Source organism: Vreelandella zhuhanensis (assembly GCF_009793355.1).
Lineage (GTDB): Bacteria > Pseudomonadota > Gammaproteobacteria > Pseudomonadales > Halomonadaceae > Vreelandella > Vreelandella zhuhanensis.
This window is the reverse complement of the sequence record NZ_WTKP01000014.1, coordinates 1-24,407: the sequence shown is the minus strand read 5'-3', so window position 1 is coordinate 24,407 and position 24,407 is coordinate 1. Positions and strand designations below refer to the sequence as shown.

Genomic DNA, 24,407 nt, shown 5'->3' with positions numbered 1-24,407 from the left:
GCGACTTGGGGTCAGCCCATTGGCTCCAGCAGGTATTGGTCCTTGAGTTTCACGTAGTTACCTGCGGTATAGGTAAAGAAGGCACGTTCCTTATCCTTCAGCGGTCGCATGGCCTTGGCCGGGTTGCCGGCATAGACATAACCGCTTTCCAGCTGTTTGCCCGGGGTAACCACTGCCCCAGCCGCAATGATGACCTCATCTTCCACGACGGCGCCATCCATGACGATCGCGCCCATCCCCACCAGAATACGATTTCCCAGAGTGCAGCCGTGAAGAATCGCCTTGTGGCCGATAGTCACATCATCGCCGATGGTCAGCGCGAATCCCGCCGGATTGAAGTCACTGGCATGGGTAATATGCAACACGCTGCCGTCCTGCACGCTGGTGCGTGCACCAATGCGGATACGGTGCATATCGCCGCGAATCACCGTCATCGGCCATACCGAGCAATCATCACCCAACACCACGTCGCCCAGCACCACACTAGCCGGATCGACATAAACTCGCTCGCCTAGCTGGGGTGACACCCCCTGATAGCCGCGAATAGCCTGATTTTTCATGGTATCTCCCGTCATTGAAAACCTGCTTTATGGCACTAGAGCAAAGCGCTCAACAGCACGACAAGGGTGAGCGGTATCGATACCCAGCGCACTACCAGGCGCCACAGCCGGAACATTCGCTCGCTGGACCCCAGTGCCTCGGCGGCCGCAGCCTGAGGCATTATCCAGGCAGCGAAGATGGCAATCAGCATGCCACCCAGCGGCAAAAAGATGTCCGGCGGAATACTGCTCACCAACTCGAACACATTACGCCCGAACAGCGGTCGAAAGTCGGCCAATACCGAGAATGACATCGCGGCCACTACGCCCACCAGCCATACGCCACTTCCGATTGCCACCGATGCCATGCCTCGCTTCCATCCCAACCCTTCCAGTGTCGCCACCATGGGTTCGGCTAGATTGATCGCCGAGGTCCAGGTGGCCAGCAATAAAAGCAAGAAGAAGGCACTGAGCCATACGGCCCCCCAAGGCAAATGGGAAAATGCGATAGGCAAGGTGACGAACATCAGCCCCGGCCCTTCGGCGGGATCCATGCCTTGAGCGAACACCACGGAAAAGATCGCGATTCCGGCGATCAGCGCCACACTGATATCCAGCACCGCAATAGTGGCCGCCGCCTTGGGCAGGCTCTGTTCCTCAGGCATATAGGCGCCATAGGCCATGAGTGCACAGGCACCCACCGCCAAGGTAAAGAAAGCATGGCCCATGGCGTGCAGTACGACCGACAAGGTCACGGCATCAAAAGCCGGCACAAACAGCCATGCCAGTGCCGGGCCGAATCCTTCAGTAGTCGCGGCATAGCCCGCCAATAACAATAACAAGATATACAGCAACGGCATCAATAGATTGTTGAGTCTCTCCAAGCCCTTGGCGACACCTGCCGCCACCACGCTCATGGTCATGAACAGAAACAACGAATGATTGAAAACCAACAGTCCAGGATTCGCCAGGAAGGCATCGAAGCCTGCTCCGATCTCGGCGGGGCTTGCCTGTATAAAATTGCCATTGACCGAGGCCACCAGAAACTCTATCGACCAACCGGACACCACCGAATAAAACGACAGGATGCAAAATACGGTGAAAGCACCGAACACCCCCAGCCAGCGCCAATGGCGGGAGGCCCCTGCCTGGGTCGCCAAGGCGCCCAATGCCTGCATTGGCCCCCGGCGCCCGGCTCGGCCGACCAGAATTTCGGCCATCATCACCGGTACCCCCAGCAATACCACAAAGGCGGCGTAGATCAGCAAAAAGGCTGCACCTCCGTTTTCTCCGGCTATATACGGAAAGCGCCAGATGTTACCCAGCCCCACTGCGGCACCGGTGACGGCCAAGATAAAGGCCCGCTTCGAGCCCCAGCGCTCCAGCGTCTCGCTCATCGATTACTCCTGCCCATTGGCGTTTGGAAGCGAGCAAGACTAGCAGGCCCTTGCACCGCCGCCAAACCTTGCCATTGAAACCTATGACACTTGCCCGCATTTATGGCCTTAACAGAAGTCTTTTCCGCTTTTTTTTCAGCGACTCCTGACCATCACTATCGAGGTGCGCATGTCCCGCAATCCCTTGCTCGAGACCCATCAGTTGCCGCCCTTTGACGAAATTCGCCCTGAACACGTGATACCGGCGATGGACAGCCTGCTGGCAGACAATCGAGCGGCCATTGAAAAACTCACCGCTCAAGCCCAGCACAGCACTCCCACCTGGGAAAGCGTTGCGGCACCGCTGGAAACATTGAACGATCGTCTCAGCAAAGCCTGGGCACCGGTTTCTCACCTCAACGGCACCATGAATTCTCCCGAATGGCGCGAAGCCTACCAGGCATGCCTGAGCAAACTTTCCGACTACAGTACCTGGGTGAGCCAACACGAAGGCTTGTTTCATGCTTGGCAGGCACTCAAGGAAGGGCCCGCCTGGGCCGAGCTGGATCAAGCCCAGCGCCGCACGGTGGAGAATACCCTGCGTGACTTCCACCTTGCGGGTGTCGATTTACCCCAGGCCCAAAAAGCCCGTTACGGCGAGATCAAGGCGCGCCTTTCCGAGCTTTCCAACCAGTACTCCAACAATGTGCTGGACGCCACTCAAGCCTGGTACAAGCAGGTTGACGACGAAACCGAGCTTGCCGGTCTCCCGCAGAGCGCCCTGGATAACCTCAAGGCCAATGCCCAAGCCAAAGAGCTGGAAGGCTATCGGATCACCTTGAATTTCCCCAGCTTCTATCCGGTGATCTGCTACGCCGATAACCGTGAATTGCGCCGTGAGGTGTACACGGCCTTCATCACCCGTGCTTCCGACCAAGGGCCGGATGCCGGGCACTTCGATAACGCTCCGCTCATGGAAGAAATCCTGGCGCTGCGCACCGAGCTTGCCGAGTTACTGGGTTTTGCCAGCTACGCCGACTATTCGCTGACCACCAAGATGGCGGAATCTCCCCGGCAAGTCCTGGACTTTCTGGAGGACTTGGCTCGCCGGGCGGTACCTCAAGCCCAGGAAGAGTTTTCCGAGCTTGCCGACTACGCCAAGCGTGAATTGGGGATTACCCAATTGCAGCCTTGGGATGTGGCCTACGCCAGTGAAAAGCTGCGCGAAGCACGCCATGTCATTTCCGAAGAACAGTTACGCCCTTACTTTCCGGCACCCAAGGTGATGGACGGGCTATTTCAGGTCGTCGAACGTCTCTACGGCGTGCGTTTCAAGGAAGATTCTGAGGCGCCGCGTTATCACGACGACGTGCGCTACTACCAGATTACCGAAAACGGTGAGGTCATCGCCGGCTTTTATCTCGACCTTTATGCCCGAGAAGGCAAGCGTGGCGGTGCCTGGATGGCCGATTGCCGAGTACGCCGCCAGAGCAGCGAAGGGCTTCAGTTGCCGGTCGCCTTCTTGACCTGCAACTTCACGCCGCCTGTAGGAGATCGACCGGCGCTGTTCACTCACGATGAAGTGACCACGCTGTTTCACGAGTTTGGACACGGCCTGCATCATATGCTGACCCAGCAGCAGATCGCCGACATTTCCGGTATCAATGGCGTGGCATGGGACGCAGTTGAACTGCCCAGCCAATTCATGGAGAATTTTTGCTGGGAACGCGAGGGGCTCGATTTACTCGCCAGCCACGTGGACACCGGCGAGCCGTTGCCCCCCGAGCTTCTCGAACGCCTGCAAGCCGCCAAGAATTTCCAATCCGCCATGGGTATGGTTCGCCAGCTGGAATTTTCGCTGTTCGATCTGCGCTTGCATCATGAACTCAAGGCCCCCACCGCCACGCAGATTCAGGCCTTGCTCGACGAGATCCGTGCGGCGGTCTCGGTGGTACCCAAAACGGACTTCAATCGCTTCCAGAACAGCTTCGGGCATATCTTTGCCGGTGGCTATGCGGCAGGCTATTACAGCTATAAATGGGCGGAAGTGCTGTCGGCGGATGCCTGGAGCGCCTTTGAAGAGGCCGGTATATTCGACCCCGAAACCGGACTGCGCTTTCGCCGTGAAATTCTCGAACCCGGCGGTCTCCGGGATGCCGCGGACCTGTTCCGCGCCTTTCGAGGCCGCGACCCGAGCGTTGAGCCTTTACTGCGTCACTGCGGTATTCGTGCCGCCTGACATTCACTTCGGTTGCACGTCGGCATTGGCCGACGTGCAACTTTCAGGGAGCCTTCGATGGCTGTTATCAAACGTTTTATTGCCGGGGTCATCTGCCCCCGCTGCGCCGAGATGGACCGTATCCGTGCATGGGAACAAAACGGGATTCGTTATCGCGAGTGCGTAAGCTGTGATTTTTTTGAACAGCTGGCCATTGAAGACGAGGCACTCGGCGAACTGAACACCCGGGTTAATCAGGTAAGAGATGAACAGAAGCAGCAGGACGTTCAGCCGGTACGCATTCTGGATCCTGGCAAGATCCACAAGCCGTAATCTTGCGCTTATCGCCCTTGGCTTATCACCAAAGTGTCCGAAAAACCGCACATGAGCCAACCAGTAGTGTGCGGTTATCCAGCCACTTTCCCCTCTTCCCTTTTCGACCTTTGTCGAACCTTCCCGAATTAACCTTTTGTTTTTAATGATTTATTTATTTTATGGTTCGCTAATTGCAATTGATTAGAGTGTCAGCATGGCCGTCTGGTAGCCAAGACGCTTACTCAAACGGCCATCAATCAATATTCCAATAAACAACGGGAAAATCGACATGCGCAACATGATGCCCAAGACTTTCACCCTGCTCGCCGGTAGCGCCCTGCTGGTAGCCGGTACCGCCGCGCACGCTGAGCGTTCGGATTGGCCGGACAACTTCACCGTAGGGACCGCAAGCCAGGGCGGCACCTACTTTGTTTATGGCTCCGGCTGGGCCAACTTCATTGCTGACGAGCTGGGTATTTCCGGCGGCGGCGAAGTCACCGGTGGCCCGACCCAGAACCTGGCGCTGGTTCATGAGGGCAATGTCGCCTTCGGCCTGACCACCATGGGACCCGCCGCGGATGCTGTGAGCGGTAAGAGTCCCTTGGCACCGGGCCTGGAAATGGACAATGTCTGTGCCATGTTCCCGATGTATGAGACACCCTTCTCGATTACCGCACTGGAAAGCTCCGGGATTACCTCGATTTCCGAGATTCCGGATGGCGCCCGCATCGGCTTCGGCCCAGCCGCGTCCACTTCCGATACCTATTTTCCCGAGATTCTGGAAACCCTAGGTGTAGAGTTCGATCGGCGTAACGGTGGCTGGACGGACCTTGGCGGCCAGTTACAGGATGGTCTGCTCGACGTAATCGCCTTTGCCGCCGGCATTCCGATTCCGGCTGTTAGCCAGCTGGAAGTGCAGACCGACGTCAACATCATCGAGTTCACCGAGGAAGAGCAACAGACCGTTATCGAAAATTTCCCGGTAGCGGAATTCTCCATTCCTGCCAGCACTTACGAAACACTGGAAGAAGACGCCCGTGCAGTGTCCATGTGGAACTTCGCCATTACCGGTTGTGACCTCCCGGAAGACTTTATCTATGAAGTGACCAAGGTCACCATGGAAAACAATGACCGCATGCGCTCCATTCACCGTAGTGCTGCAACTACCATTCCGGAAAACATCAAGCATAACAAAGTGCTGCCTTTCCATCCGGGTGCGGCTCGTTGGTACGAAGAGAATGGCTACGAAATCGACCCTGACCTGATCAAGTAAGCCTTCCCTTTGTTAGCGGTGCCCCGTGCCGGCCATGCCGCACGGGGCATCTTTCGCTTTTTGCCCCCTTTTTTTTGCTTTTGCTGTGAGGGTGACCCCATGAGTCACAAACCAGACCAAGATCCTACCGGCTTCAAGGATGACGCCCCGATGCCACCTGACACTATCGCCTCTGGTGTCGATGAAGATATGGTGGAGTCCAATCGCCGCGTTTTTGCCGGCTGGCAGTGGCTTCTGTTTGCAGGGTTAGCGATTGCTTATTCCAGCTTTCATCTAATTTCACTCAATGTCTATCCGATGGAAACCTGGTCGTTTCGTATCGTGCATATTGCCGGGGCATTGATCTTGGGTTACGGGCTGTATGCCGGTGCCCGTTTTGCCGATCAGGAGCATCGCGCTTCCGCGCCTTGGTTAGGCTGGGTGAGCTATGCGCTGCTGATTCCAGCGATCTATTCGCTGATTCAGGTATTTTTCATGCAGCAAACCCTGAGCGGCGGTGCCCTGCGTATCGACCCGCAGGTGGAAACCTGGCATTTCGGTTTCCCCTTGATAGCCGCCACTGTGGCGAGCATCGGGATTTCCTGGTTCTATCGCCAAGCTCGCCACCGTTTCACCCCCGCCGACCTGGTGTTGATGGTCTGTGCATTGGCGAGTTCCGGTTATTTATTGGTGGCTTATAACACCGACATCCGGATGTCGACCGGCACTTCCTTTGCTCCTCCCGGCATTACTTGGGCGGCGATTGCCGGCTCTCTGCTGATTCTTGAACTGACACGACGCGTCACGGGGCTGGCACTGGTGGTCATTTCGGCAATCTTTCTGCTTTATGTGTTTGCCGGCCCCTACCTGCCCGGTTTTCTCGGCTATCCCGGACTGTCAATGAACCGCTTCTTCAGCCAGGTCTATACCGATGCGGGCATCCTCGGCCCGACCACGGCGGTCTCATCGACGTACATTATTCTGTTCATCATCTTCGCTGCGTTTCTGCAAGCGTCCAAGGTGGGCGATTACTTCGTCAACTTTGCCTTCGCCACTGCCGGTCGTGCACGTGGCGGCCCGGCCAAGGTCTCGATCTTTGCATCCGGCCTGATGGGCATGATCAACGGCACCAGCGCCGGTAACGTGGTATCCACCGGCTCGCTGACCATTCCGTTGATGAAAAAAGTGGGGTATCCCGCGCGCAGTGCCGGCGCCATCGAAGCTGCGGCGTCCACTGGCGGCCAGATCATGCCGCCGATCATGGGGGCAGGCGCCTTTATCATGGCGGAGATCACCGGTATTCCCTATACCGAAATTGCCTTGGCGGCGGTGATTCCAGCCATCCTTTATTTTGCCTCGGTCTACTTCATGGTGGATTTCGAAGCTGCGCGTAAAGGCATGCGCGGCATGCGCAAGGATGAGATTCCGCTGTTCTCGAAACTGGTGAAGCAGGTCTACCTGTTTACGCCGATCATCATTCTGATTTTTGCGTTGTTCATGGGTTATTCGGTGATTCGTGCCGGTACCCTGGCCACTGCGTCGGCCGCTGTAGTCAGTTGGTTTTCGCCTAACAAGATGGGCATACGCTCCATTCTCACTGCCTTGCAACTGGCCGGCACCATGGCGATTCAGATCATCGCCGTCTGTGCCTGCGCCGGCTTGATCGTGGGGGTTATCTCCCTGACCGGGGTGGGGGCTCGCTTTTCTTCGCTGCTGCTCGGCCTGGCCGGGGTCAGCCAGCTGCTGGCGCTGGTGTTCGCCATGTGCATCAGTATCTTGCTGGGCATGGGCATGCCCACCACCGCCGCTTATGCGGTCGCCGCTTCAGTGGTGGCGCCTGGGTTGATCAACATTGGCATTCAACCGCTGGTGGCACACTTCTTCGTGTTTTACTTCGCCGTGGTCTCGGCGATCACGCCCCCCGTGGCCTTGGCCTCGTATGCGGCAGCGGGGATATCCGGTGCCAACGCCATGCAGACGTCGATCACCTCATTCAAGATCGGCTTGGCCGCCTTTATCGTGCCGTTCATGTTCTACTACAGCCCGGCCATGCTGATGGAGGGTAGCTGGATGCAGATCCTGCGCGTGGGTGTCACCGCCACCCTGGGTATCGTACTGCTCGCGGGCATGGTGCAGGCCTGGTTCTTCGGTCCGGTCAAGGTCTGGCAGCGGGTGATCATGCTGATAGGCGCCATCTTCATGATCTATGGGGGCGTCTATACCGACATTGCAGGGCTGGTGATCGGAGCGGCTCTATTCTTGATGCAGCGTAAGGCGCATGGCAATCATGCTAGCGTGAAGCCCACCACCTGAAGCCAGCTTGCGTTATAGGCGCAATGTTTCACGCACAATAAAAACCACCGACATTGTCCATGTCGGTGGTTTTTTTGTTAACTACCGGAAAGCTCGACCACACCACAGGCCTTGCGCGGGCCACCGCCGCCATCCTTGGGTTCATTGGAATAAGTATCGCCCTGTGCATGAATCACTAGGCTGCGTCCCTGCATGTCATCGAGGCTAAGCCGTGGCGCCAATACCGGATGCATGGCCTCGCCCTCCTCGTTGACGGTAAGTACCGGGAGATCACCACGGTGCCCCTCACCATAAGGCCCTTCATGGCTGCCGGTATTCTCGGGGTCATAATGGCCACCGGCCTGGCCCGCCGCGACCATGTCTCCAGCATCATTTTTGCTCGGTTCACAGCTGGCATTTTGGTGAACGTGAAAGCCGTAGACGCCGGGTATCATGCCCGAAAGGTCGGGCGTCAAAAGTAGTCCGTCTTTTCTCTCTTCCAGAGTGACGGTGCCAATCGATGTCTCCATGCCATCTTTACTGACCCAATGCATCTCGACGTCGTGCTGTTCCTGTTCTTGAGCATGGGTTGTCGCACCGACAAACAGCAGTGAGACGGCAACTCCCGAGAGAATTAAATGACGCATCGTGCAGCTCCTTCATTCGGTTTGCATGAACCTACAGAACTCAGGCTAGACGCTTGACCGAAAGGCCGCCAACTCGCTTATTCAAGCTCTCATCTTTCGGTTTATCGCAAATTATCGAGCACGCGCAGCGGCGCTTTGGATTGATTCAGGGTATAGAAATGCAATCCCGGAGCGCCGCCATCCAGCAGGCGCTGGCATAGGCGTGAAATCACATCCGTGCCGAAATCACCAATTGCCTCGCTGTCATCGCCGTAGGCTTCGAGTTGCTTACGAATCCAACGGGGTATTTCCGCCCCACAAGCATCGGAAAAGCGCGCCAGCTTGGTATAATTGGTAATCGGCATGATACCCGGCACGATAGGCTGTTCCACGCCCAAGGCACGCGCCTTGTCGACGAAGTGGAAATAAGCGTCAGCGGTAAAGAAGTATTGGGTAATCGCCAGGTTCGCTCCCGCTTTCATCTTACGCGCAAAGTTTTCCACATCCTTGTCGAAGCTGGGTGCCTGGGGGTGCGACTCCGGGTAAGCGGCCACGGCAATCTCGAAATGATCGCCGGTTTCCTCGCGAATGAATTTGACCAGTTCGTTGGCATAGCGCAGCTCGCCGATGCTGCCCATACCCGAAGGCATGTCACCGCGTAGCGCCACCAAGCTGTTGATGCCTTCTTCTCGATACTGCGCCAGTAACTCGCGCAACTCACCCTTGTCACTGCCGATACATGAAAGGTGGGGCGCCGTGGTAATTCCGCTGCGGCCTATGTTACGTACTACCTCTCGGGTACGTGCTTGAGTCGAGCCTCCAGCGCCGTACGTGACCGAGAAAAAACGCGGGTTACGACTCGCCAACACATCACACACTTGCATGAGCTTGTCGCGCCCGGCGTCGGTACCTGGCGGAAAGAATTCAAAGCTGATACCCAAGGGGTGCTCTTGGCTGCTCATGCGTTTTTCCTCATCATCTAAAAGGTTATATGCGATTATTGGCGATATTCTCGCCTGTCCTGGCGCCATGAGCCAATGAAAGATTTCCGGCCGAAACTTCAATTTGATTCATGTTCTTTTCTGTACTTGAGGAACCCAGATGCTTGCCTTGAACCCCGCCACCCTGACAGGTCCGCTATTGATGCTGTTGAGTTTCGTCGGGCTGGGGTGGCTCGCCGCCAGGCGTCTTGCTGTCGACCCGCGCCCCATCGCCACGCTACTGATTTACCTGGTCGCCCCTTTGACCTTTTTTCGCGCCTTGATGCAGGGTGGCCCCACAGCCGATTATCTTCTGCTGACGCTCGCCCTGTTCGTGCTTTCCAGCTTGATTGCACTGGTTGTCCATCGGCTGGCCCAGCATTTTTTCGACGCCTCGGAAAGCGCTCTGCTAGCCTTTTCATCCGGCACCGGTAACACCGGTTATTTCGGCCTTCCGGTGGCCTTGATCGTACTGCCAGCGGAAGGAGTCACGCTTTACCTGTTCTGTCTGCTGGGCATCACGCTTTATGAGTTTACCGTGGGCTTTTACATCAGTGCTCGTGGCCAGTTTTCAGTACGCCAAAGCCTGGTCAAGATCTTGCGGCTGCCCTTGATTTACGCTTTTCTGGCCGCGTTAATGCTTTCCAGTGCCGGGCTTCGTCCACCAGACGCCGTGATGCAATCACTGGATGTATTTCCCGCCACCTATACCCTGTTGGGCATGATGATCATTGGCATGACCTTGAGCCGGGTCACGCTGGCCGCTTGGGACACCCGTCTAGTACTCGCCTGTGTCGGTGTCAGGTACCTGGTATGGCCGCTGGCGACGCTGGTAGCGGTATTAGCCTTGCAGCGGTGGCTAGAGATTTCTCCACCACTGGCCATGGCCTTTTTACTCCTGGGCGTGGTACCCATGGCCGCCAACGTAGTGGTGGTGGCCATGGAGTTGGGGATTCAACCACAGAAGGGTGCCCTTGCCGTGCTGGTTTCCACCTTGCTGGCGCCTTTTTTGATACCGCTTTATTTCGGCATCATGTTAACGCTGACCAGTCTCGGTTGATTTGAAACCGGCTACCGCTTCGTGCTGCAAACGTTGTGCCAGCTGCTGGATTTCAAGGTGGCTAAAAAATGCCTGCAAGGCTTCGCTTCTGACTGAGCCGACATCCGGGATAGCCTGCCACTGCTCCAGCGTTCGCGTTTTGAGTGCAGGCCACTCCTCAGTGATACCGGCATCTATTCCAGGCGGCACGCCGAGTGCCTCCAACCATTGAGGAAACGGTTTTCCCCGTGCGGCCTGAAAGCTCTGCCGTAGCTGAGAGGCTCTAACAGTCCCCACACCAGAGGCTTCCCTGAGGCTTTCAGTATCCAGACTCATCCAATCCAGCAGGCCTTCCAGCAAGCCGGCATCCACCAGGGCCTGCCAGGTACCTTCCCCTATACCGCGCATTTCCAGTTGCTCTCCGAGCCAGGTAAGCCTGGCGACGAATTGTGCCTGGCAACCCTCGACAAGGCGCAAACAGCTCAGGAAGTGATAGGCCTCGGTAGCCGGTACGTTCAGGGATTCGCGTTCCACTGTTTGCCAGACCACCTCGGCAAGCTGCGGAATAGTCAAGCCCGCCAGTTGCACCGCTACCTGGTCACCGGCGCGCAGGTCCAGCGCTTGCCATTGCTCAAGAGAGCCCAGCGATACACGGCTGATACGACGCCCTTCAAGCCGGATAGGATACAACCATACCAAGGGGGTAATACGGCCCGTGCGCCCCACACGGAACTCAATCCCACGCACTTGCGCCAGTGCCTGACGAGGCGGATATTTCCATGCCACTGCCCACTCAGGTGGGCCTGATGACCAGCGTCGACCGGAGGGACGGCTTGATTGGCGCAGTACCACGCCATCGGTGGCAAAGGGTAATGGCCCATTAAACCAGCGTTCACGCCAGTTTCCAGCGGCATCTTGGTCATTAAGCGGATGGGTGTAATCGGCGGTATCGAAGCCCAGCAACGTCAGCGTTTCAAGACGCTTTTCCATGGTAGCCGGGCCATCCGGCCAATCCCACACGAACAGGCTGATGTTCGCCAACTCCTTGTCGGAAGGGGTTTGCTGGGCCATCACACCGGCCACTCGGCTGCGGGCCTCAGACGTCTCGCTGCGCGATTGCACATGCCTTTCCAAGCGCCAGTAGAGCTCGCCCTGGAGTACGGCATCTTCGGGTTCAGGCAATCGATTAGGCACGGAAGGAAGCGCCCGGGCACGCGCGGTCCAGTCCTGCCCGTGTTCTCCGTCGCCCCGGCTGACCGCCTGGATCAGCGCGCCATCCACATAGCGCAACGTGACTGCCACGCCATCCACCTTGGGTTGAATCCATACGTCCTGCCGACGACTCGTCCAGCGCCTCACACCCGGTTCATCGGTTTTTGTCAGACCGGTCTGCACCACTGGATGCGAACTTTCCCCGAAGGCTCCGCCCAGTGGCTGATGCGCCATTGGCCTGCCTAGACAATCTTGCCAGCCGGCCAGGCGCTCAAGCACTTGATCGTAAAGCTCGTCGGCCACCAGGGAGGTGCCCTGCTGATGATAGGCATGATCCCAGCGCTGGACTTGCTCGGCCAAGGCGTCGGCTTCCCGCAACAGGCGGGCTTGCGGCCAGTCTGGACAAGCAATGTCGTCCGCTTGGGCCAAGCCTGCCCCAACGACGCTTATCCCGACGACGCTCAGCCTGACAATAATTATCCGAATGGCTCTCATCCAGACGCACCATGGTAAGGCTATCCTTGGCGGCATGGGATGTCTCCTGAACGCTTTCTTGAAGGAATCCCGTCAGCCTAACCAAGTCAGCCATGAAAAACGCCCCCCGGCAAAGCCGTGGGGGCGTTTTCTTACAACCCTTAAGGTCGATAGCTTACAACCGATACGGTCAATGTCTTACAACGGTTACAAACCCGCTGCTTGGCGCAGAGCATCAGCCTTGTCGGTTTTTTCCCAAGGAAAGGCGGTAAAGGTTTCGATTTGCTGCCTGCCTTGATCATCAATCCAGGCATAGCTGGATTCGAATGGCTCGCGACCGAAATGGCCGTAAACCGAGGTCAGACGGTACATCGGATGCAGCAGATCCAACATTTTGGTAATCGCGAAGGGGCGCAGATCGAAATACTCACGCACCAGCTCGACGATCTTGGCCTCCTCGATCTTGCCGGTCCCAAAGGTGTCGATAGCCACCGAGGTCGGTTCCGCCACGCCAATGGCATAGGCCACCTGAATTTCGCATTTGTCGGCAAGGCCTGCGGCGACGATATTCTTTGCCACATAGCGCCCGGCGTAAGCTGCGCTGCGATCGACCTTGGACGGATCCTTGCCCGAAAAAGCCCCGCCGCCGTGGCGCGCCATGCCACCGTAGGTGTCGACGATGATCTTGCGCCCGGTCAAGCCGCAATCGCCCACCGGGCCCCCTATCACGAACTTGCCGGTGGGGTTGATGTGATATTGGGTCTTTTCATCGAGCCACTCTGCCGGTAACACATGCTCGATGATTTCACGCTTGACCATCTTACGCAGGTCTTCCTGTTCGATGTCAGGATCATGCTGCGTGGAAAGTACCACCGCATCGACGCCGCACGGCTGGCCTTCGCCGTTGTAGCGGAAGGTGACCTGGCTCTTGGCATCTGGACGCAACCACGGCAGCATGCCGTGCTTACGCAGTTCTGCCTGGCGCTCGACCAACCGATGGGCATAGTGGATCGGTGCCGGCATTAATGTCTCGGTTTCGTTGCTGGCATAGCCGAACATCAAACCTTGGTCGCCCGCGCCCTGATCTTCCGGCTTGGTGCGATCCACGCCCTGGGCGATCTCCACGCTCTGCTTGCCGATCAAATTGATCACTCCGCAGGTAACGCCATCGAAGCCGACATCCGAGGAGGTATAACCAATATCGGTGATCACCTCTCGCACCAACGCCTCCAGATCCACCCAGGCCGTGGTGGTGATTTCACCGGCAATAATGGCCACACCGGTCTTTACCAAGGTTTCGCATGCCACGCGCGCCTGTTTATCACGGGCAATGATGGCATCCAGCACCGCATCGGAAATCTGATCGGCGATCTTGTCCGGATGGCCTTCGGAGACGGACTCGGACGTAAACAGGGAATATTCGCTCATCGCGCTCTCGACCCTCTGTATCTCGGCTGCAATTAGCGCAGCACCAGCAGGAAATCATGGCAGAACAGGCCTGCCTGCAAAGGAAGGCGGCACCCACCGCTTCGGGAGGCAGAGTCTACACGCTGTAGCCCCGGCTTCCCAGAATTTGCCGCCGCTCCACAAGTCGGCGACAATAGCGCCTTTAATTTCGACTTCAGGCGAGGAGCACCCCATGCCATCCCGTTTCGAACTGGCCAATGCCATTCGCGCTCTGTCCATGGATGCCGTCCAGAAGGCCAAATCCGGCCATCCTGGTGCCCCCATGGGCATGGCGGATATTGCCGAGGTGCTGTGGAATGATTACCTCAAGCATAATCCCAGCGATCCGAACTGGGCCGATCGCGATCGTTTCGTCTTGTCCAATGGGCATGGTTCCATGCTGCTCTACTCGCTTTTGCACCTTACCGGCTACGAAGTGAGTCTGGAGCACCTGCAAAGCTTTCGTCAATTGCACTCGCCCACAGCCGGCCACCCGGAATACGGCTACGCCCCGGGGATCGAAACCACCACCGGGCCACTGGGCCAAGGTCTGGCCAATGCAGTGGGAATGGCGTTGGCTGAAAAGACGCTGGCGGCACAGTTCAACCGCCCCGGCCATACGCTCATCGATCACACCACCTGGTGCTTCGTGGGTGATGGCTGCTTGATGGAAGGCATCTCTCATGAAGTCGCATCACTCGCCGGCACCCAGGAACTGGGCAAGCTGGTAGTGTTTTATGACGACAACGGCATTTCCATCGACGGCGAAGTCGAAGGCTGGTTCACCGATGATACCGCCAAGCGGTTCGATGCTTACGGCTGGCATGTGGTGTCCAATGTCGACGGGCATAATCCGAACGAAATCAAGGCCGCGATCGAATTGGCCAAAAGCCATGATGACAAGCCCAGCCTGATTATCTGCAAGACCGTGATCGGTTTCGGTGCCCCCAACAAACAGGGCAAGGAAGATGCCCACGGCGCACCGCTGGGCGAGGATGAAGTCGCCGCCGCGCGCAAGGAGCTCGACTGGCCCCATGCGCCGTTTCATATTCCCGAGCCTGTCTATTCCGGCTGGGACGCTCGCAGGGAAGGCAAGGCCCGCCAGGACGAGTGGAAATCACGCTTCGAGCGCTACAGCGAAGCGTTTCCTGAACAAGCCCGGGAGCTCAAGCGCCGCCTGAAGCGCCAGCTGCCGGCGGAGATCACCAGCGAAGCACTGATCGAAAAGGCGCAGGAAAAAGGCGAAAGCATTGCCTCGCGCAAGGCCTCCTTCGCGACACTCAACGCCCTGGGACCACAAATGCCCGAACTGCTCGGCGGCAGTGCCGACCTCGCCCCTTCCAACTTGACCTTCTGGGACGGCGCCAAGGCGATTACCCCCCAGGATGCCGGCGGCAACTACCTGCATTACGGGGTACGTGAATTCGGCATGGGAGCGATCATGAACGGTATCGCCCTGCACGGCGGTTTCGTGCCTTACGGCGCCACCTTCCTGATCTTCATGGAATACATGCGCAACTCCCTGCGCATGGCGGCCTTGATGGGCCAGCAGGTAATCTACGTCTTCACCCATGACTCTATTGGTCTGGGCGAAGACGGCCCGACGCATCAGCCTGTCGAACAGCTGACCAGCCTACGCACTACGCCGAATCTGTGCACATGGCGGCCTTGCGATGCGGTGGAAACCGCCGCCTCCTGGGATGCCGCAATCAAGCGTCATTCGGGTCCTACCGCTCTGGTGCTTTCGCGTCAGAACCTCCCGCACCAGGCGCGTACCAAGGAGCAGTTGGCCAATATCCAGCGCGGGGCTTATGTGCTGAAAGACAGTAACGGCACGCCAGCGCTGATACTGATCGCTACCGGTTCGGAAGTTTCCCTGGCCATGGAGGCCGCCGCCGAGCTGGAAACCCAGGGCAAGGCGGTACGCGTGGTCTCCATGCCGTCCGCCTATCGCTTCAACGGACAGAGTGCCGATTACCGCGAAAGCGTACTGCCACCAAGCGTGACCAAGCGAATCGCCATCGAGGCTGGACATGCCGACTACTGGTACAAGTATGTGGGCCTGGAAGGACGGGTGATCGGCATGACCACCTACGGCGAGTCCGCGCCGGCCGGCGACCTGTTCAAGCACTTCGGCTTCACGGTGGAAAATATCGTCACCCAAGTCAACGAACTGCTCGGGTAATAAGCCATGCCTGCCGTAGGCGGTTTTCTGTGGTTGGTGGGCTTCTGGCTGGTCGGTGAAACAGTGGTTACGCTCACCGGCCTGCCGGTCTCTGCCGGGGTGGTGGGCATGTTACTGCTCAGCGCTACGCTGATGGTGCGTGGCGGAGTACCCGAAAGCCTGGCCGCCGCCGCCCAGCCGCTGATCGCCTTGCTGGCCATGCTGATCATGCCGGGCGTGGTGGGAGTATTCTTCATCCTCGATGAAATGGCCGGTTACTGGATGGCCATTCTCTCCGCCTTGATCGTCGGTACCCTGCTGAGTGTCGCCACTACCCTGTGGCTGATGCAGCGCTTGATGCAGGGTTACCATGCACCAGATTGAATCGCTCCGCGACACGCTGCTGGCCACGCCGTTATTTGCCGTGGCGCTTACTCTAGCCGCCTATCTATTGGGCATGGGGATATTTCGCCACCTCGGACAACCCACATGGCTACCCGCCATACTCATCGCCGCGCTCCTTCTGGCGGCTCTCTTGGCACTGAGCGGCATTCCCTACCCCGAGTACAGGGAAGGTGCTACCTGGCTGACGATCCTGCTCGGCCCGGCCACGGTGGCACTGGGCATGCCGCTCTATCAACAATTGCCCCGCATCCGCGAGTTATGGCGTCCATTAGTGGTCAGCTTACCGCTGGCGGCTAGCCTGGCAATACTTTACGCCTTGGGCATTGCCTGGTTGATGGGCGCCTCGCAGCCGATTCTTGCGTCACTGGCGGCAAAGTCGGTCACCGCACCCATCGCCATCGGCATTACCCAACAGCTGGGCGGCTCCATTGCCTTGCTGATGGGAGGCTTGCTGGTAACCGGTGTGGCGGCCATCGCTTTCGTCAGCCTGTTGGCACGCTGGATGAAGATCAAGGATGAACGCATCATCGGGTTTGCCTTGGGGCTCAACGGCCATGCGATCGGTACGGTACGCGCCTTTGAGATCAGCCCCACCGCCGGGGCATTCGCCTCCTTGGGGATGAGCCTGACGGGTATCTTCACGGCCCTGCTGCTGCCACTGGCCTGGCGGCTGGTAGGCGCTATCGGTATGAGCGTAACTAGCTGAAATACGCTATTATCGGCACCCGCTTACGTTAATTCATTTTATTGCTATCCAGAGCGTCAGCCCTTTCATGGCCTACTCCCCTTCGGTATTTCGCATCGCAATCAATGGCTATGGCCGTATTGGTCAGTGCGTACTCCGCGCATTGGTGGAGCTGGGTGACACGGATATCGAAGTCGTTGCCATCAACGAGCTTTCCGACCTGGCCACCATTACCTATCTGACCCGCTATGATACGACTCACGGTCGTTTCCCCGGCCATGTCGAAAGTCGTGATGGTGACTTGATAGTCAATGGTCGTCCCATTCGTGTGCTCTGCGAGCCCGACCCTGAGCGTCTGCCTTGGGGAGTACTCGACATCGACTTGGTGCTGGAATGTTCAGGTAGCTTCAAGGATCGCCATACCGCTAAGAAACACCTTGAAGCGGGCGCCAAGCAATTACTGTTTTCCCAACCAGCGGAAAGCGATGTCGACGCGACCATCGTCTGTGGCATCAACGACCACCGCTTGTCGCGCTCGCAACGCATCCTGTCGGCGGCTTCCTGCACCACCAACTGCCTGATCCCGGTATTGACGGTGCTCGATGAAGCCTTGGGGCTGGCCCATGGCGTCACCACTACCATTCACTCAGCGATGAATGACCAGCCGGTGATTGATGCCTATCACCAAACCGATCTGCGCCTGACACGCTCGGCCATGCATTCGATCGTCCCGGTTGATACCAACCTGGCGCTTGGCATCAACCGGTTGATGCCTCACCTGGCGGGGCGTTTCGAATGCTTGCACATGCGTGTACCGACCATCAATGTCTCGGCCATGGACATGTCGCTTTGCGTGAATCGCCAGACATCGGCCAGCGAAGTCAACGCTCTGTTGCGCCAAGCCAGCCGTGAGCGGCTTGTCGGGGTGCTGGGCTATACCGAAGAACCCATGGCGTCGAGCGATTTCAACCACGACCCACGCTCAGGTATCGTGGACGCCACCCAGACAAGGGTTGCCGGGGGACAATTGGTAAAACTGCTCTGCTGGTTCGACAATGAATGGGGGTTCGCCAATCGCATGCTCGATATCGGTCGCCAGTTGGCCAAGCTTCCGCCCACTCATTAACGTTTCGGCAGCGTTATTTTAAAGCTTTGACAACATGAGGAACTCGCTCACATGAATGTGCACAAGATGACCGACCTGCCCCTAGCGGGTCAGCGCGTATTGATCCGTGAGGATCTCAACGTACCGGTCAAGCATGGCAGCGTCAGCAGCGATGCTCGCTTGCGCGCCGCATTGCCCACTATCCAGGCGGCGACGGCCGCCGGGGCCAAAGTCATGCTGATGAGTCACCTTGGCCGTCCTACCGAAGGCGAACTTGCGGAGGAGTTTTCCCTGGCCCCGGTCGCTGCACGTCTCGGTGAACTTCTCGGCCGCCCGGTGACCTTGATCAAGGAGTATCTGGGTGTCGCTCTGGATCTGGCTGACGGCGAGGTGGTACTACTTGAAAACGTGCGCTTCAACGAGGGCGAAAAGAAAGGCGACGAAATGCTTTCCAAGCAGTACGCCGCTCTGTGTGACATCTTCGTGATGGACGCCTTCGGCACCGCCCACCGTGCCCAGGCGTCCACTCACGGTGTGGCACGCTTCGCGCCGAAAGCCTGCGCGGGCCCCTTGCTTGCCGGTGAACTGAATGCGCTGGAAAAGGCATTGGCGACCCCAGCACGCCCGATGATTGCGATTGTCGGTGGCGCCAAGGTATCGACTAAGCTGGAAGTGCTAAGCGCACTTTCCGTGACATGCGATCAGTTGATCGTCGGCGGAGGCATCGCCAATACTTTCATCGCGGCCGCCGGTTACAACGTAGGCAAATCGCTGTATGAGGCCGATCTCATTGGCCAGGCCAAGGCCTTGATGGCCAAGGTCGACATACCGCTACCGAGCGATGTGGTCGTGGCCACGGAGTTTTCCGAACAGGCCGAAGCGGTGATCAAACCGGTTGACCAGGTAAGCGATAATGAAATGATCCTGGATATTGGCCCCGAGACCGCCGCTCGTCTGGCCGCCATGCTCAAGGATGCCGGGACGATTCTTTGGAACGGCCCGGTGGGCGTGTTTGAAATCGACCAGTTCGGCAAGGGAACGGAAATCATCGCTCGTGCTATCGCCGAGAGCCAGGCATTTTCCATCGCCGGCGGTGGCGACACCCTGGCGGCCATCGATAAATACGCTATCGCTGACCAGGTTTCGTATATTTCTACTGGCGGCGGCGCTTTTCTCGAATACGTGGAAGGCAAGCAACTGCCTGCCGTCGCCGCCCTCGAGGCGGCGGCCGCATATTAATTCAATACGTTAATCACTCATTTTTGCAAAAGGTAACACCATGGCACTGATCAGCATGCGCCAAATGCTCGACCACGCCGCTGAGCGCGGTTATGGCATCCCGGCTTTCAACGTCAACAATCTGGAACAGATGCGCGCCATCATGGAAGCCGCCGACGCCACCGATTCGCCGGTAATCATTCAAGCTTCCGCCGGGGCACGCAAATACGCTGGCGCCCCTTTTCTGCGCCATCTGATTCTTGCTGCCGTGGAAGAGTTTCCACATATTCCCGTGGCCATGCACCAGGATCACGGCACCAGCCCCGCTATATGTCAGCGTTCCATCCAGCTGGGCTTTTCTTCAGTGATGATGGACGGCTCACTGGGTGAAGATGGCAAAACGCCGATGGATTATGCCTATAACGTCGACGTTACCCGCCGCACCGTGGAAATGGCCCATGCTTGCGGCGTTTCCGTGGAAGGCGAGTTGGGTTGTCTGGGTAGTTTGGAAACCGGGATGGCCGGCGAGGAAGACGGCATCGGTGCCGAAGGCCAACTGTCTCATGAGCAGATGCTCACCGACCCGGAAGAAGCCGCCGATTTCGTCAAGGCCACCCATGTGGATGCCCTAGCTATTGCCATCGGTACCAGCCACGGCGCTTACAAGTTCACCCAGCCGCCCACCGGCGATACACTCTCTATTCAGCGTATCAAGGAGATCCATACCCGTATTCCGGATACCCATCTGGTCATGCACGGTTCTTCCTCGGTGCCCCAGGAATGGCTGGATGTGATCAACCAGTACGGCGGCGAAATTCCCGAAACCTATGGCGTACCCGTTTCGGAAATCGTTGAAGGCATCAAACACGGGGTTCGCAAGGTCAATATTGATACCGATCTGCGTTTGGCATCCACTGGAGCGGTTCGCCGTTTTCTGGCCCAGAACCCCTCAGAATTCGATCCGCGCAAATTTCTCAAGGCAACCGTCGGCGCCATGCGCGACATCTGTGTCGCTCGCTATGAAGCCTTCGGCACTGCAGGCAATGCCAGCCGCATCAAGCCGATCACGCTTGAAGAAATGTCCATGCGTTATGAGCGTGGCGAGCTAAACCCCAAGGTAAGATAACATCACAGTGGTGCTTGACCGGGCGGCCCTTAGAGGCTGCCTTTTTTGTTTTTGTTGCTTTTCTCTAGGCGATATATAGCGCAACCAGACACCAGCTTCAGTGAGATCAAGTTACGCAGTGCCTCACTATGACCTTGCGTCGCTAGGTAAAATCTTTTCATAGACTGAAGTCACCCTTCCGCGCTGTTCCATGCTCTCTAAGCGTATTTGTCAAAAAATTACAAAACACTGTTCACAAAAGGGCAAAAATTGCGTTCAATAGCCATTGTTCGGCGACTTATGTGACACTGGCTATCTGCTGAATCGCTTGCAAGGGAACTCTAATGTCTCGCCCACTCTGCCTGCTATTTGATTGCGACGGAACCTTGGTTGACAGTGAACCACTGCTGGCCGAAGAAATGGCGATCAGTTTAAATGCCGTGGGACTGCCTTTCGTGGCCGAAGATTATCTGGGCGAGTTTCGTGGAACACGCTTCAGGCGCATTGTGGCTGAGTTGCAGCAACGACATGGTACCGTTGATACCGAGCAACTCAAGATCATGGAAACTGCGATGCGTGCCAATCTGGCACGACGACTAGAGCTTGAGCTGACCCCTATTCCCGGAGCCATCGAAGCACTCGAGGCGCTTTCAGACTACCCCAGCGCGGTGGTCTCCAATGGGCCAGAAACCAAAATCCGTGCCGCACTGAAAGTCACCGGCCTAACCCATTACTTCGGGGAACGGTTGTTCAGTGGGTATACCGCCAATTGCTGGAAACCAGAGCCTTGTCTGCATTTACATGCTGCCAGCATCATGGGGTTTGCTGCTCGCGACTGCATCGCCATTGATGACGCCATTGTGGGAGTACGTGCAGCGCTGGAAGCAGGCATGACGGTAATTCACGTGAACCGTTATCCAGATGCCGAACTAACCCCGGAAGGGGCTATCATGATCACTAGTATGTTTCAGCTTCCGGCAATGGTGGCTAACCTAGTGTCGATGCGTGAAACATCATCTTACCCTGTACGCAATGAACCGTAACGCGAGTATCAAGGAGCTTAGCCATGGCCTCTTCCAGAGATCAGTACACCGGGCTAGTGTATTCTACCGAGCATGGTGAAACATGCCCTGCCTGCCGCCAGCCGGTCGAGCAGTGCCAGTGCGAAGAATTGGCTCAACAAGAGCGTCTTGCATTACTGGATGGCATCGTACGCATACGACGTGAAACCAGCGGCCGAAAGGGCAAGGGCGTTACTACCGTAGCCGGTCTTCCGCTACCTGAAGCCGAATTGAAAAATTTGGCCAAACAGCTCAAGAAACGATGCGGTACCGGCGGTGCAGTGAAAGACGGTATCATTGAAATTCAGGGCGATCACCGCGAGACCCTACGCGAGGAATTGAGCCGGCAAGGCTACACGGTCAAACTCGCCGGGGGCTAGTTCACTATCTCGATGCAGCGATTCCATCACCGCCCGCTTGTTTCACTTTATCACTCACCCTTCCGGGGCAAGGAACTCCAATGGTTTGGCTGGAATACCTTTTACCCCTGATATTCTTGTTTCCCATGGCGGCAATGGCCGGCATCGTGGTGACCCTGCGAAACTTGCATGATGCCCGGGTGCATTCACCTCTCGATGCACACTTGCTCAGAGAGCCGGGGCAAGCATTGCGTGACCGGCTGGATAATGCCTTTTCCAGCTTATTTATCAACGGTGCCTTGGGCCCCATTATCAGCCTTGCCCCTCTTGTTTATGGCATGGGAAGAATGCTGTTCGCTCCCCAGCAGGATTGGGTCGAATGGGCGCTGTATGGGTTGCTGAGTACTGGGCTGGTATTGGCTTTCTCTCTACTGTTGATTCGGGATTACCAACGGATCCGACGACTCAAACTGGGCCTGGCTTGCGACCTTGCAATCGGCCAGGAACTTGAGCAACTGATTCGGCCAGAAGCCCACCCTTATTATGTTTTTCATGATGTGCCTACCGATAGTTTTACCATCGATCATGTAGCAGTAACGCCGCATGGCATTTTTGTGGTTGAAACGAGAGCACGTGCCTGGCCGGTTACCACGGATGGGCGTGAACTCAAGCAGGTGGCTGTGGAGCGGGAGCGTTTACGTTTTCCTCACTGGCAGGAACGCCGACCGCTATATAAGACACGCCAAGGAACGCGCTGGATGAGCCAATGGCTAACTCAGCGTTGCGGTGTGGCAGTCCCTGTGCAGGGTGTTTTAGCATTGCCTGGATGGGAAATCGATACCCGAGAAGCCGCAGGCGATATATTGGTGGTCAGTGGTGAAACCTTGGCACGGCAGCTGACCGAGCTGACACCCGGCACTATGAGCCAAGCCATTCATGACAAGGTCATTCGCCTGCTTGTAGAGCGTTCACAAACCTTGCAACTCAAGCGCCTCAAGCAGCCGTCGGTTTAACCGCGCAGGCGCCCTCCCATCTCTTGAGCCAAATCCACAGCATAGTGATCGGTCATGCCACCGATAAAGTCGAGCATGCGCCGATAGCTGGCATATAACGGCCACGAAGGTAGAGGGGTATTTTCACCAATCAAGGCCAGTACGCGTTGGTGCTTGAAAGAGGAATGGCCGGTGTGATGCAATTCGAAAGCCGCTCCGATGAAAGCTTCCAGAAGAATGCCCAGGGTGGTGTAAGCGCCAATCTCCAATTTAGCTTTGCGTTCATTCTGGAAAATCCGCTCGCGAGCCAATTGTTTGGCTGCCTGGACACCCCAGCCTAAATCCGGATGGCATAGCTCTAGCAAGTCCTGTTGTAGCGAGCCATTAAGCAAAGCATTTTCATGCTGCACGAATACCGCTCCCACCTCATTGACTGCTCGCTCCATTGCTGCACCTCGCAATAAGGCAATGCAGCGTCGCTGCGAGGCACCCCGAGCCTGCATGGCAGCATAATCCGGTGGAATATCTCCCGCAATTTGTTGAAGAATTTCAGCAACTTCCGAATAGCGTAGAATGCCCATTTCCAGACCATCTTCCAGATCAAGAAGGGCATAACAAATATCATCGGCAGCTTCGACTAACCAGGCCAAAGGGTGGCGACACCAGCGCTGTGGCCCTTGCGGAATCAAACCAAGTGCTGTGGCCACCTCATCCAGTAAGGCTTTTTCGGACTGATAACAGCCAAATTTTCCTGCTTGGCCGGCATGTTCCACCGTCCAAGGATATTTCAGCAGAGTCCCCAGCGTTGCAGCGCTCAAGCGCATACCACCGTTGAACTGGTTATATTCGATCTGAGTAATTACGCGGAATCCCTGAGCATTGCCTTCGTAGGTTAGAAGATCTTCCCGCTCAGCCTGCGAGAGGCCTTTAAGCAAGCCGCTAGTCTCAGCGCGCTGAAACCAATCGCGGATGGCATACTCGCCCGCATGGCCAAAGGGCGGATTACCGATATCGTGTCCCAAGCAAGCGGTCTGTACGATAACCCCCATATCAGCAGGAGTAATCCAGGCAGGTAAATGGTCACGCAACAGCTCACCCACAATCATGCCAAGGGAGCGCCCGACGCAGCCGACTTCCAGAGAGTGCGTCAGGCGTGTATGTATATGATCGTTTTCGGTCAGCGGGTGCACTTGGGTCTTTCGCCCCAAACGACGAAACGAGCCGGAAAAGACAATGCGGTCATGATCCTTATGAAAGGGACTACGGCCGATTTCCTGAGATCCTTCCGGTCGGCTATCATGCAAACGTTGCGGAGAAAGTAATCGTTCCCAGCGCATTTGGGTCATGGGCTTCCCTCCTTGAATAGCGCCATTCTGGCACAAAACCTCCGGGCATCCTTTTCAGGGCAAAAAAAAACGCCCCCGCGGCAAGGCCGTGGGGGCGTTTTTTTCGAATAGGTGCCTGACAATGACCTACTCTCGCATGGGGAGACCCCACACTACCATCGGCGCGGAACGGTTTCACGACTGAGTTCGGCAAGGGAT

21 protein-coding genes and 1 rRNA gene are annotated in these 24,407 nt (G+C 57.1%); 14 read left to right on the top strand and 8 right to left on the bottom strand.

Going from position 1 to position 24,407, the window contains the following annotated elements; all coding sequences use genetic code 11:
- Positions 1-11: 11 nt before the first annotated feature.
- Positions 12-560: a gamma carbonic anhydrase family protein gene (locus GPM19_RS14815; protein ID WP_160419794.1), complete on the bottom strand. Its 549-nt coding sequence runs from the start codon at positions 558-560 to the stop codon at positions 12-14.
- 35 nt (positions 561-595) lie between these two features.
- On the bottom strand, positions 596-1,936 hold the full coding sequence (locus GPM19_RS14810; RefSeq protein WP_160419793.1) for a sodium-dependent transporter: 1,341 nt from the start codon (positions 1,934-1,936) through the stop codon (positions 596-598).
- A 169-nt stretch (positions 1,937-2,105) separates the two neighbouring features.
- Here GPM19_RS14810 and prlC point away from each other — a divergent pair, with 169 nt between their 5' ends.
- The 4 genes from prlC to GPM19_RS14790 all read left to right on the top strand — a co-directional run bounded on the left by prlC (position 2,106) and on the right by GPM19_RS14790 (position 8,013).
- A complete protein-coding gene (prlC, locus tag GPM19_RS14805; protein WP_160419792.1) occupies positions 2,106-4,154 on the top strand; it encodes an oligopeptidase A in 2,049 nt (682 codons plus the stop codon).
- 57 nt (positions 4,155-4,211) lie between these two features.
- Positions 4,212-4,466: a YheV family putative zinc ribbon protein gene (locus GPM19_RS14800; protein WP_160419791.1), complete on the top strand. Its 255-nt coding sequence runs from the start codon at positions 4,212-4,214 to the stop codon at positions 4,464-4,466.
- Positions 4,467-4,737: 271 nt separating this feature from the next.
- The gene (locus tag GPM19_RS14795; protein ID WP_160419790.1) at positions 4,738-5,721 is read left to right on the top strand and encodes a TAXI family TRAP transporter solute-binding subunit; all 984 of its coding nucleotides are present in this window, start codon (positions 4,738-4,740) and stop codon (positions 5,719-5,721) included.
- A 99-nt stretch (positions 5,722-5,820) separates the two neighbouring features.
- On the top strand, positions 5,821-8,013 hold the full coding sequence (locus GPM19_RS14790; protein WP_160419789.1) for a TRAP transporter permease: 2,193 nt from the start codon (positions 5,821-5,823) through the stop codon (positions 8,011-8,013).
- A 77-nt stretch (positions 8,014-8,090) separates the two neighbouring features.
- Here GPM19_RS14790 and sodC read toward each other — a convergent pair whose 3' ends face one another.
- Together sodC and metF are read right to left on the bottom strand one after the other, a co-directional pair.
- Complete coding sequence (gene sodC / locus GPM19_RS14785) at positions 8,091-8,639, bottom strand: superoxide dismutase family protein (RefSeq protein WP_160419788.1); 549 nt, start codon at positions 8,637-8,639, stop codon at positions 8,091-8,093.
- 101 nt (positions 8,640-8,740) lie between these two features.
- Entirely contained in the window at positions 8,741-9,580 is an 840-nt protein-coding gene (gene metF / locus GPM19_RS14780; protein WP_160419787.1) for a methylenetetrahydrofolate reductase [NAD(P)H], read from the bottom strand.
- Positions 9,581-9,719: 139 nt separating this feature from the next.
- Here metF and GPM19_RS14775 point away from each other — a divergent pair, with 139 nt between their 5' ends.
- Positions 9,720-10,658 carry an AEC family transporter gene (locus tag GPM19_RS14775; protein WP_160419786.1) on the top strand — a complete coding sequence of 313 codons (939 nt, stop codon included), beginning with the start codon at positions 9,720-9,722 and terminating at the stop codon, positions 10,656-10,658.
- Here the strand turns inward: GPM19_RS14775 and ligB are convergent.
- Both ligB and metK read right to left on the bottom strand, forming a co-directional pair.
- Entirely contained in the window at positions 10,635-12,278 is a 1,644-nt protein-coding gene (ligB, locus tag GPM19_RS14770; RefSeq protein ID WP_319928140.1) for an NAD-dependent DNA ligase LigB, read from the bottom strand. The two genes, GPM19_RS14775 and ligB, sit on opposite strands and share 24 nt — an antisense overlap.
- Positions 12,279-12,530: 252 nt before the next feature.
- A complete protein-coding gene (gene metK / locus GPM19_RS14765; protein WP_160419785.1) occupies positions 12,531-13,751 on the bottom strand; it encodes a methionine adenosyltransferase in 1,221 nt (406 codons plus the stop codon).
- 211 nt (positions 13,752-13,962) lie between these two features.
- Between metK and tkt the strand changes: the two genes are divergently transcribed.
- The 9 genes from tkt to GPM19_RS14720 all read left to right on the top strand — a co-directional run bounded on the left by tkt (position 13,963) and on the right by GPM19_RS14720 (position 22,884).
- Entirely contained in the window at positions 13,963-15,954 is a 1,992-nt protein-coding gene (gene tkt / locus GPM19_RS14760; protein ID WP_160419784.1) for a transketolase, read from the top strand.
- 6 nt (positions 15,955-15,960) lie between these two features.
- The gene (locus GPM19_RS14755) at positions 15,961-16,317 is read left to right on the top strand and encodes a CidA/LrgA family protein (protein ID WP_160419783.1); all 357 of its coding nucleotides are present in this window, start codon (positions 15,961-15,963) and stop codon (positions 16,315-16,317) included.
- Positions 16,304-17,044 carry an LrgB family protein gene (locus tag GPM19_RS14750; RefSeq protein ID WP_160419782.1) on the top strand — a complete coding sequence of 247 codons (741 nt, stop codon included), beginning with the start codon at positions 16,304-16,306 and terminating at the stop codon, positions 17,042-17,044. The genes GPM19_RS14755 and GPM19_RS14750 overlap by 14 nt, the downstream gene beginning before the upstream one ends.
- Before the next feature lie 67 nt (positions 17,045-17,111).
- The gene (locus GPM19_RS14745; RefSeq protein ID WP_160419781.1) at positions 17,112-18,149 is read left to right on the top strand and encodes a type I glyceraldehyde-3-phosphate dehydrogenase; all 1,038 of its coding nucleotides are present in this window, start codon (positions 17,112-17,114) and stop codon (positions 18,147-18,149) included.
- Positions 18,150-18,200: 51 nt separating this feature from the next.
- The gene (locus GPM19_RS14740) at positions 18,201-19,367 is read left to right on the top strand and encodes a phosphoglycerate kinase (RefSeq protein WP_160419780.1); all 1,167 of its coding nucleotides are present in this window, start codon (positions 18,201-18,203) and stop codon (positions 19,365-19,367) included.
- A 40-nt stretch (positions 19,368-19,407) separates the two neighbouring features.
- Entirely contained in the window at positions 19,408-20,472 is a 1,065-nt protein-coding gene (fba, locus tag GPM19_RS14735) for a class II fructose-bisphosphate aldolase (RefSeq protein ID WP_160419779.1), read from the top strand.
- Between the two features lie 323 nt (positions 20,473-20,795).
- Entirely contained in the window at positions 20,796-21,494 is a 699-nt protein-coding gene (locus GPM19_RS14730) for an HAD-IA family hydrolase (protein WP_160419778.1), read from the top strand.
- Positions 21,495-21,517: 23 nt separating this feature from the next.
- Complete coding sequence (locus tag GPM19_RS14725) at positions 21,518-21,892, top strand: translation initiation factor Sui1 (RefSeq protein WP_160419777.1); 375 nt, start codon at positions 21,518-21,520, stop codon at positions 21,890-21,892.
- A gap of 80 nt (positions 21,893-21,972) precedes the next feature.
- Positions 21,973-22,884 carry a nuclease-related domain-containing protein gene (locus GPM19_RS14720; protein ID WP_160419776.1) on the top strand — a complete coding sequence of 304 codons (912 nt, stop codon included), beginning with the start codon at positions 21,973-21,975 and terminating at the stop codon, positions 22,882-22,884.
- Here the strand turns inward: GPM19_RS14720 and GPM19_RS14715 are convergent.
- Together GPM19_RS14715 and rrf are read right to left on the bottom strand one after the other, a co-directional pair.
- On the bottom strand, positions 22,881-24,209 hold the full coding sequence (locus GPM19_RS14715; RefSeq protein WP_160419775.1) for a deoxyguanosinetriphosphate triphosphohydrolase: 1,329 nt from the start codon (positions 24,207-24,209) through the stop codon (positions 22,881-22,883). The genes GPM19_RS14720 and GPM19_RS14715 overlap by 4 nt on opposite strands.
- Before the next feature lie 113 nt (positions 24,210-24,322).
- A 5S ribosomal RNA gene (gene rrf / locus GPM19_RS15755) occupies positions 24,323-24,407 on the bottom strand; the annotation flags it as partial.

Excerpts from the sequence above, each read along its gene's own strand:
- GPM19_RS14815 (WP_160419794.1), bottom strand. The coding sequence starts at position 560 with ATGAAAAATCAGGCTATTCGCGGCTATCAGGGGGTGTCACCCCAGCTA.
- GPM19_RS14810 (WP_160419793.1), bottom strand. The coding sequence starts at position 1,936 with ATGAGCGAGACGCTGGAGCGCTGGGGCTCGAAGCGGGCCTTTATCTTG.
- prlC (WP_160419792.1), top strand. The coding sequence starts at position 2,106 with ATGTCCCGCAATCCCTTGCTCGAGACCCATCAGTTGCCGCCCTTTGAC.
- GPM19_RS14800 (WP_160419791.1), top strand. The coding sequence starts at position 4,212 with ATGGCTGTTATCAAACGTTTTATTGCCGGGGTCATCTGCCCCCGCTGC.
- GPM19_RS14795 (WP_160419790.1), top strand. The coding sequence starts at position 4,738 with ATGCGCAACATGATGCCCAAGACTTTCACCCTGCTCGCCGGTAGCGCC.
- GPM19_RS14790 (WP_160419789.1), top strand. The coding sequence starts at position 5,821 with ATGAGTCACAAACCAGACCAAGATCCTACCGGCTTCAAGGATGACGCC.
- sodC (WP_160419788.1), bottom strand. The coding sequence starts at position 8,639 with ATGCGTCATTTAATTCTCTCGGGAGTTGCCGTCTCACTGCTGTTTGTC.
- metF (WP_160419787.1), bottom strand. The coding sequence starts at position 9,580 with ATGAGCAGCCAAGAGCACCCCTTGGGTATCAGCTTTGAATTCTTTCCG.
- GPM19_RS14775 (WP_160419786.1), top strand. The coding sequence starts at position 9,720 with ATGCTTGCCTTGAACCCCGCCACCCTGACAGGTCCGCTATTGATGCTG.
- metK (WP_160419785.1), bottom strand. The coding sequence starts at position 13,751 with ATGAGCGAATATTCCCTGTTTACGTCCGAGTCCGTCTCCGAAGGCCAT.
- tkt (WP_160419784.1), top strand. The coding sequence starts at position 13,963 with ATGCCATCCCGTTTCGAACTGGCCAATGCCATTCGCGCTCTGTCCATG.
- GPM19_RS14755 (WP_160419783.1), top strand. The coding sequence starts at position 15,961 with ATGCCTGCCGTAGGCGGTTTTCTGTGGTTGGTGGGCTTCTGGCTGGTC.
- GPM19_RS14750 (WP_160419782.1), top strand. The coding sequence starts at position 16,304 with ATGCACCAGATTGAATCGCTCCGCGACACGCTGCTGGCCACGCCGTTA.
- GPM19_RS14745 (WP_160419781.1), top strand. The coding sequence starts at position 17,112 with ATGGCCTACTCCCCTTCGGTATTTCGCATCGCAATCAATGGCTATGGC.
- GPM19_RS14740 (WP_160419780.1), top strand. The coding sequence starts at position 18,201 with ATGAATGTGCACAAGATGACCGACCTGCCCCTAGCGGGTCAGCGCGTA.
- fba (WP_160419779.1), top strand. The coding sequence starts at position 19,408 with ATGGCACTGATCAGCATGCGCCAAATGCTCGACCACGCCGCTGAGCGC.
- GPM19_RS14730 (WP_160419778.1), top strand. The coding sequence starts at position 20,796 with ATGTCTCGCCCACTCTGCCTGCTATTTGATTGCGACGGAACCTTGGTT.
- GPM19_RS14725 (WP_160419777.1), top strand. The coding sequence starts at position 21,518 with ATGGCCTCTTCCAGAGATCAGTACACCGGGCTAGTGTATTCTACCGAG.
- GPM19_RS14720 (WP_160419776.1), top strand. The coding sequence starts at position 21,973 with ATGGTTTGGCTGGAATACCTTTTACCCCTGATATTCTTGTTTCCCATG.
- GPM19_RS14715 (WP_160419775.1), bottom strand. The coding sequence starts at position 24,209 with ATGACCCAAATGCGCTGGGAACGATTACTTTCTCCGCAACGTTTGCAT.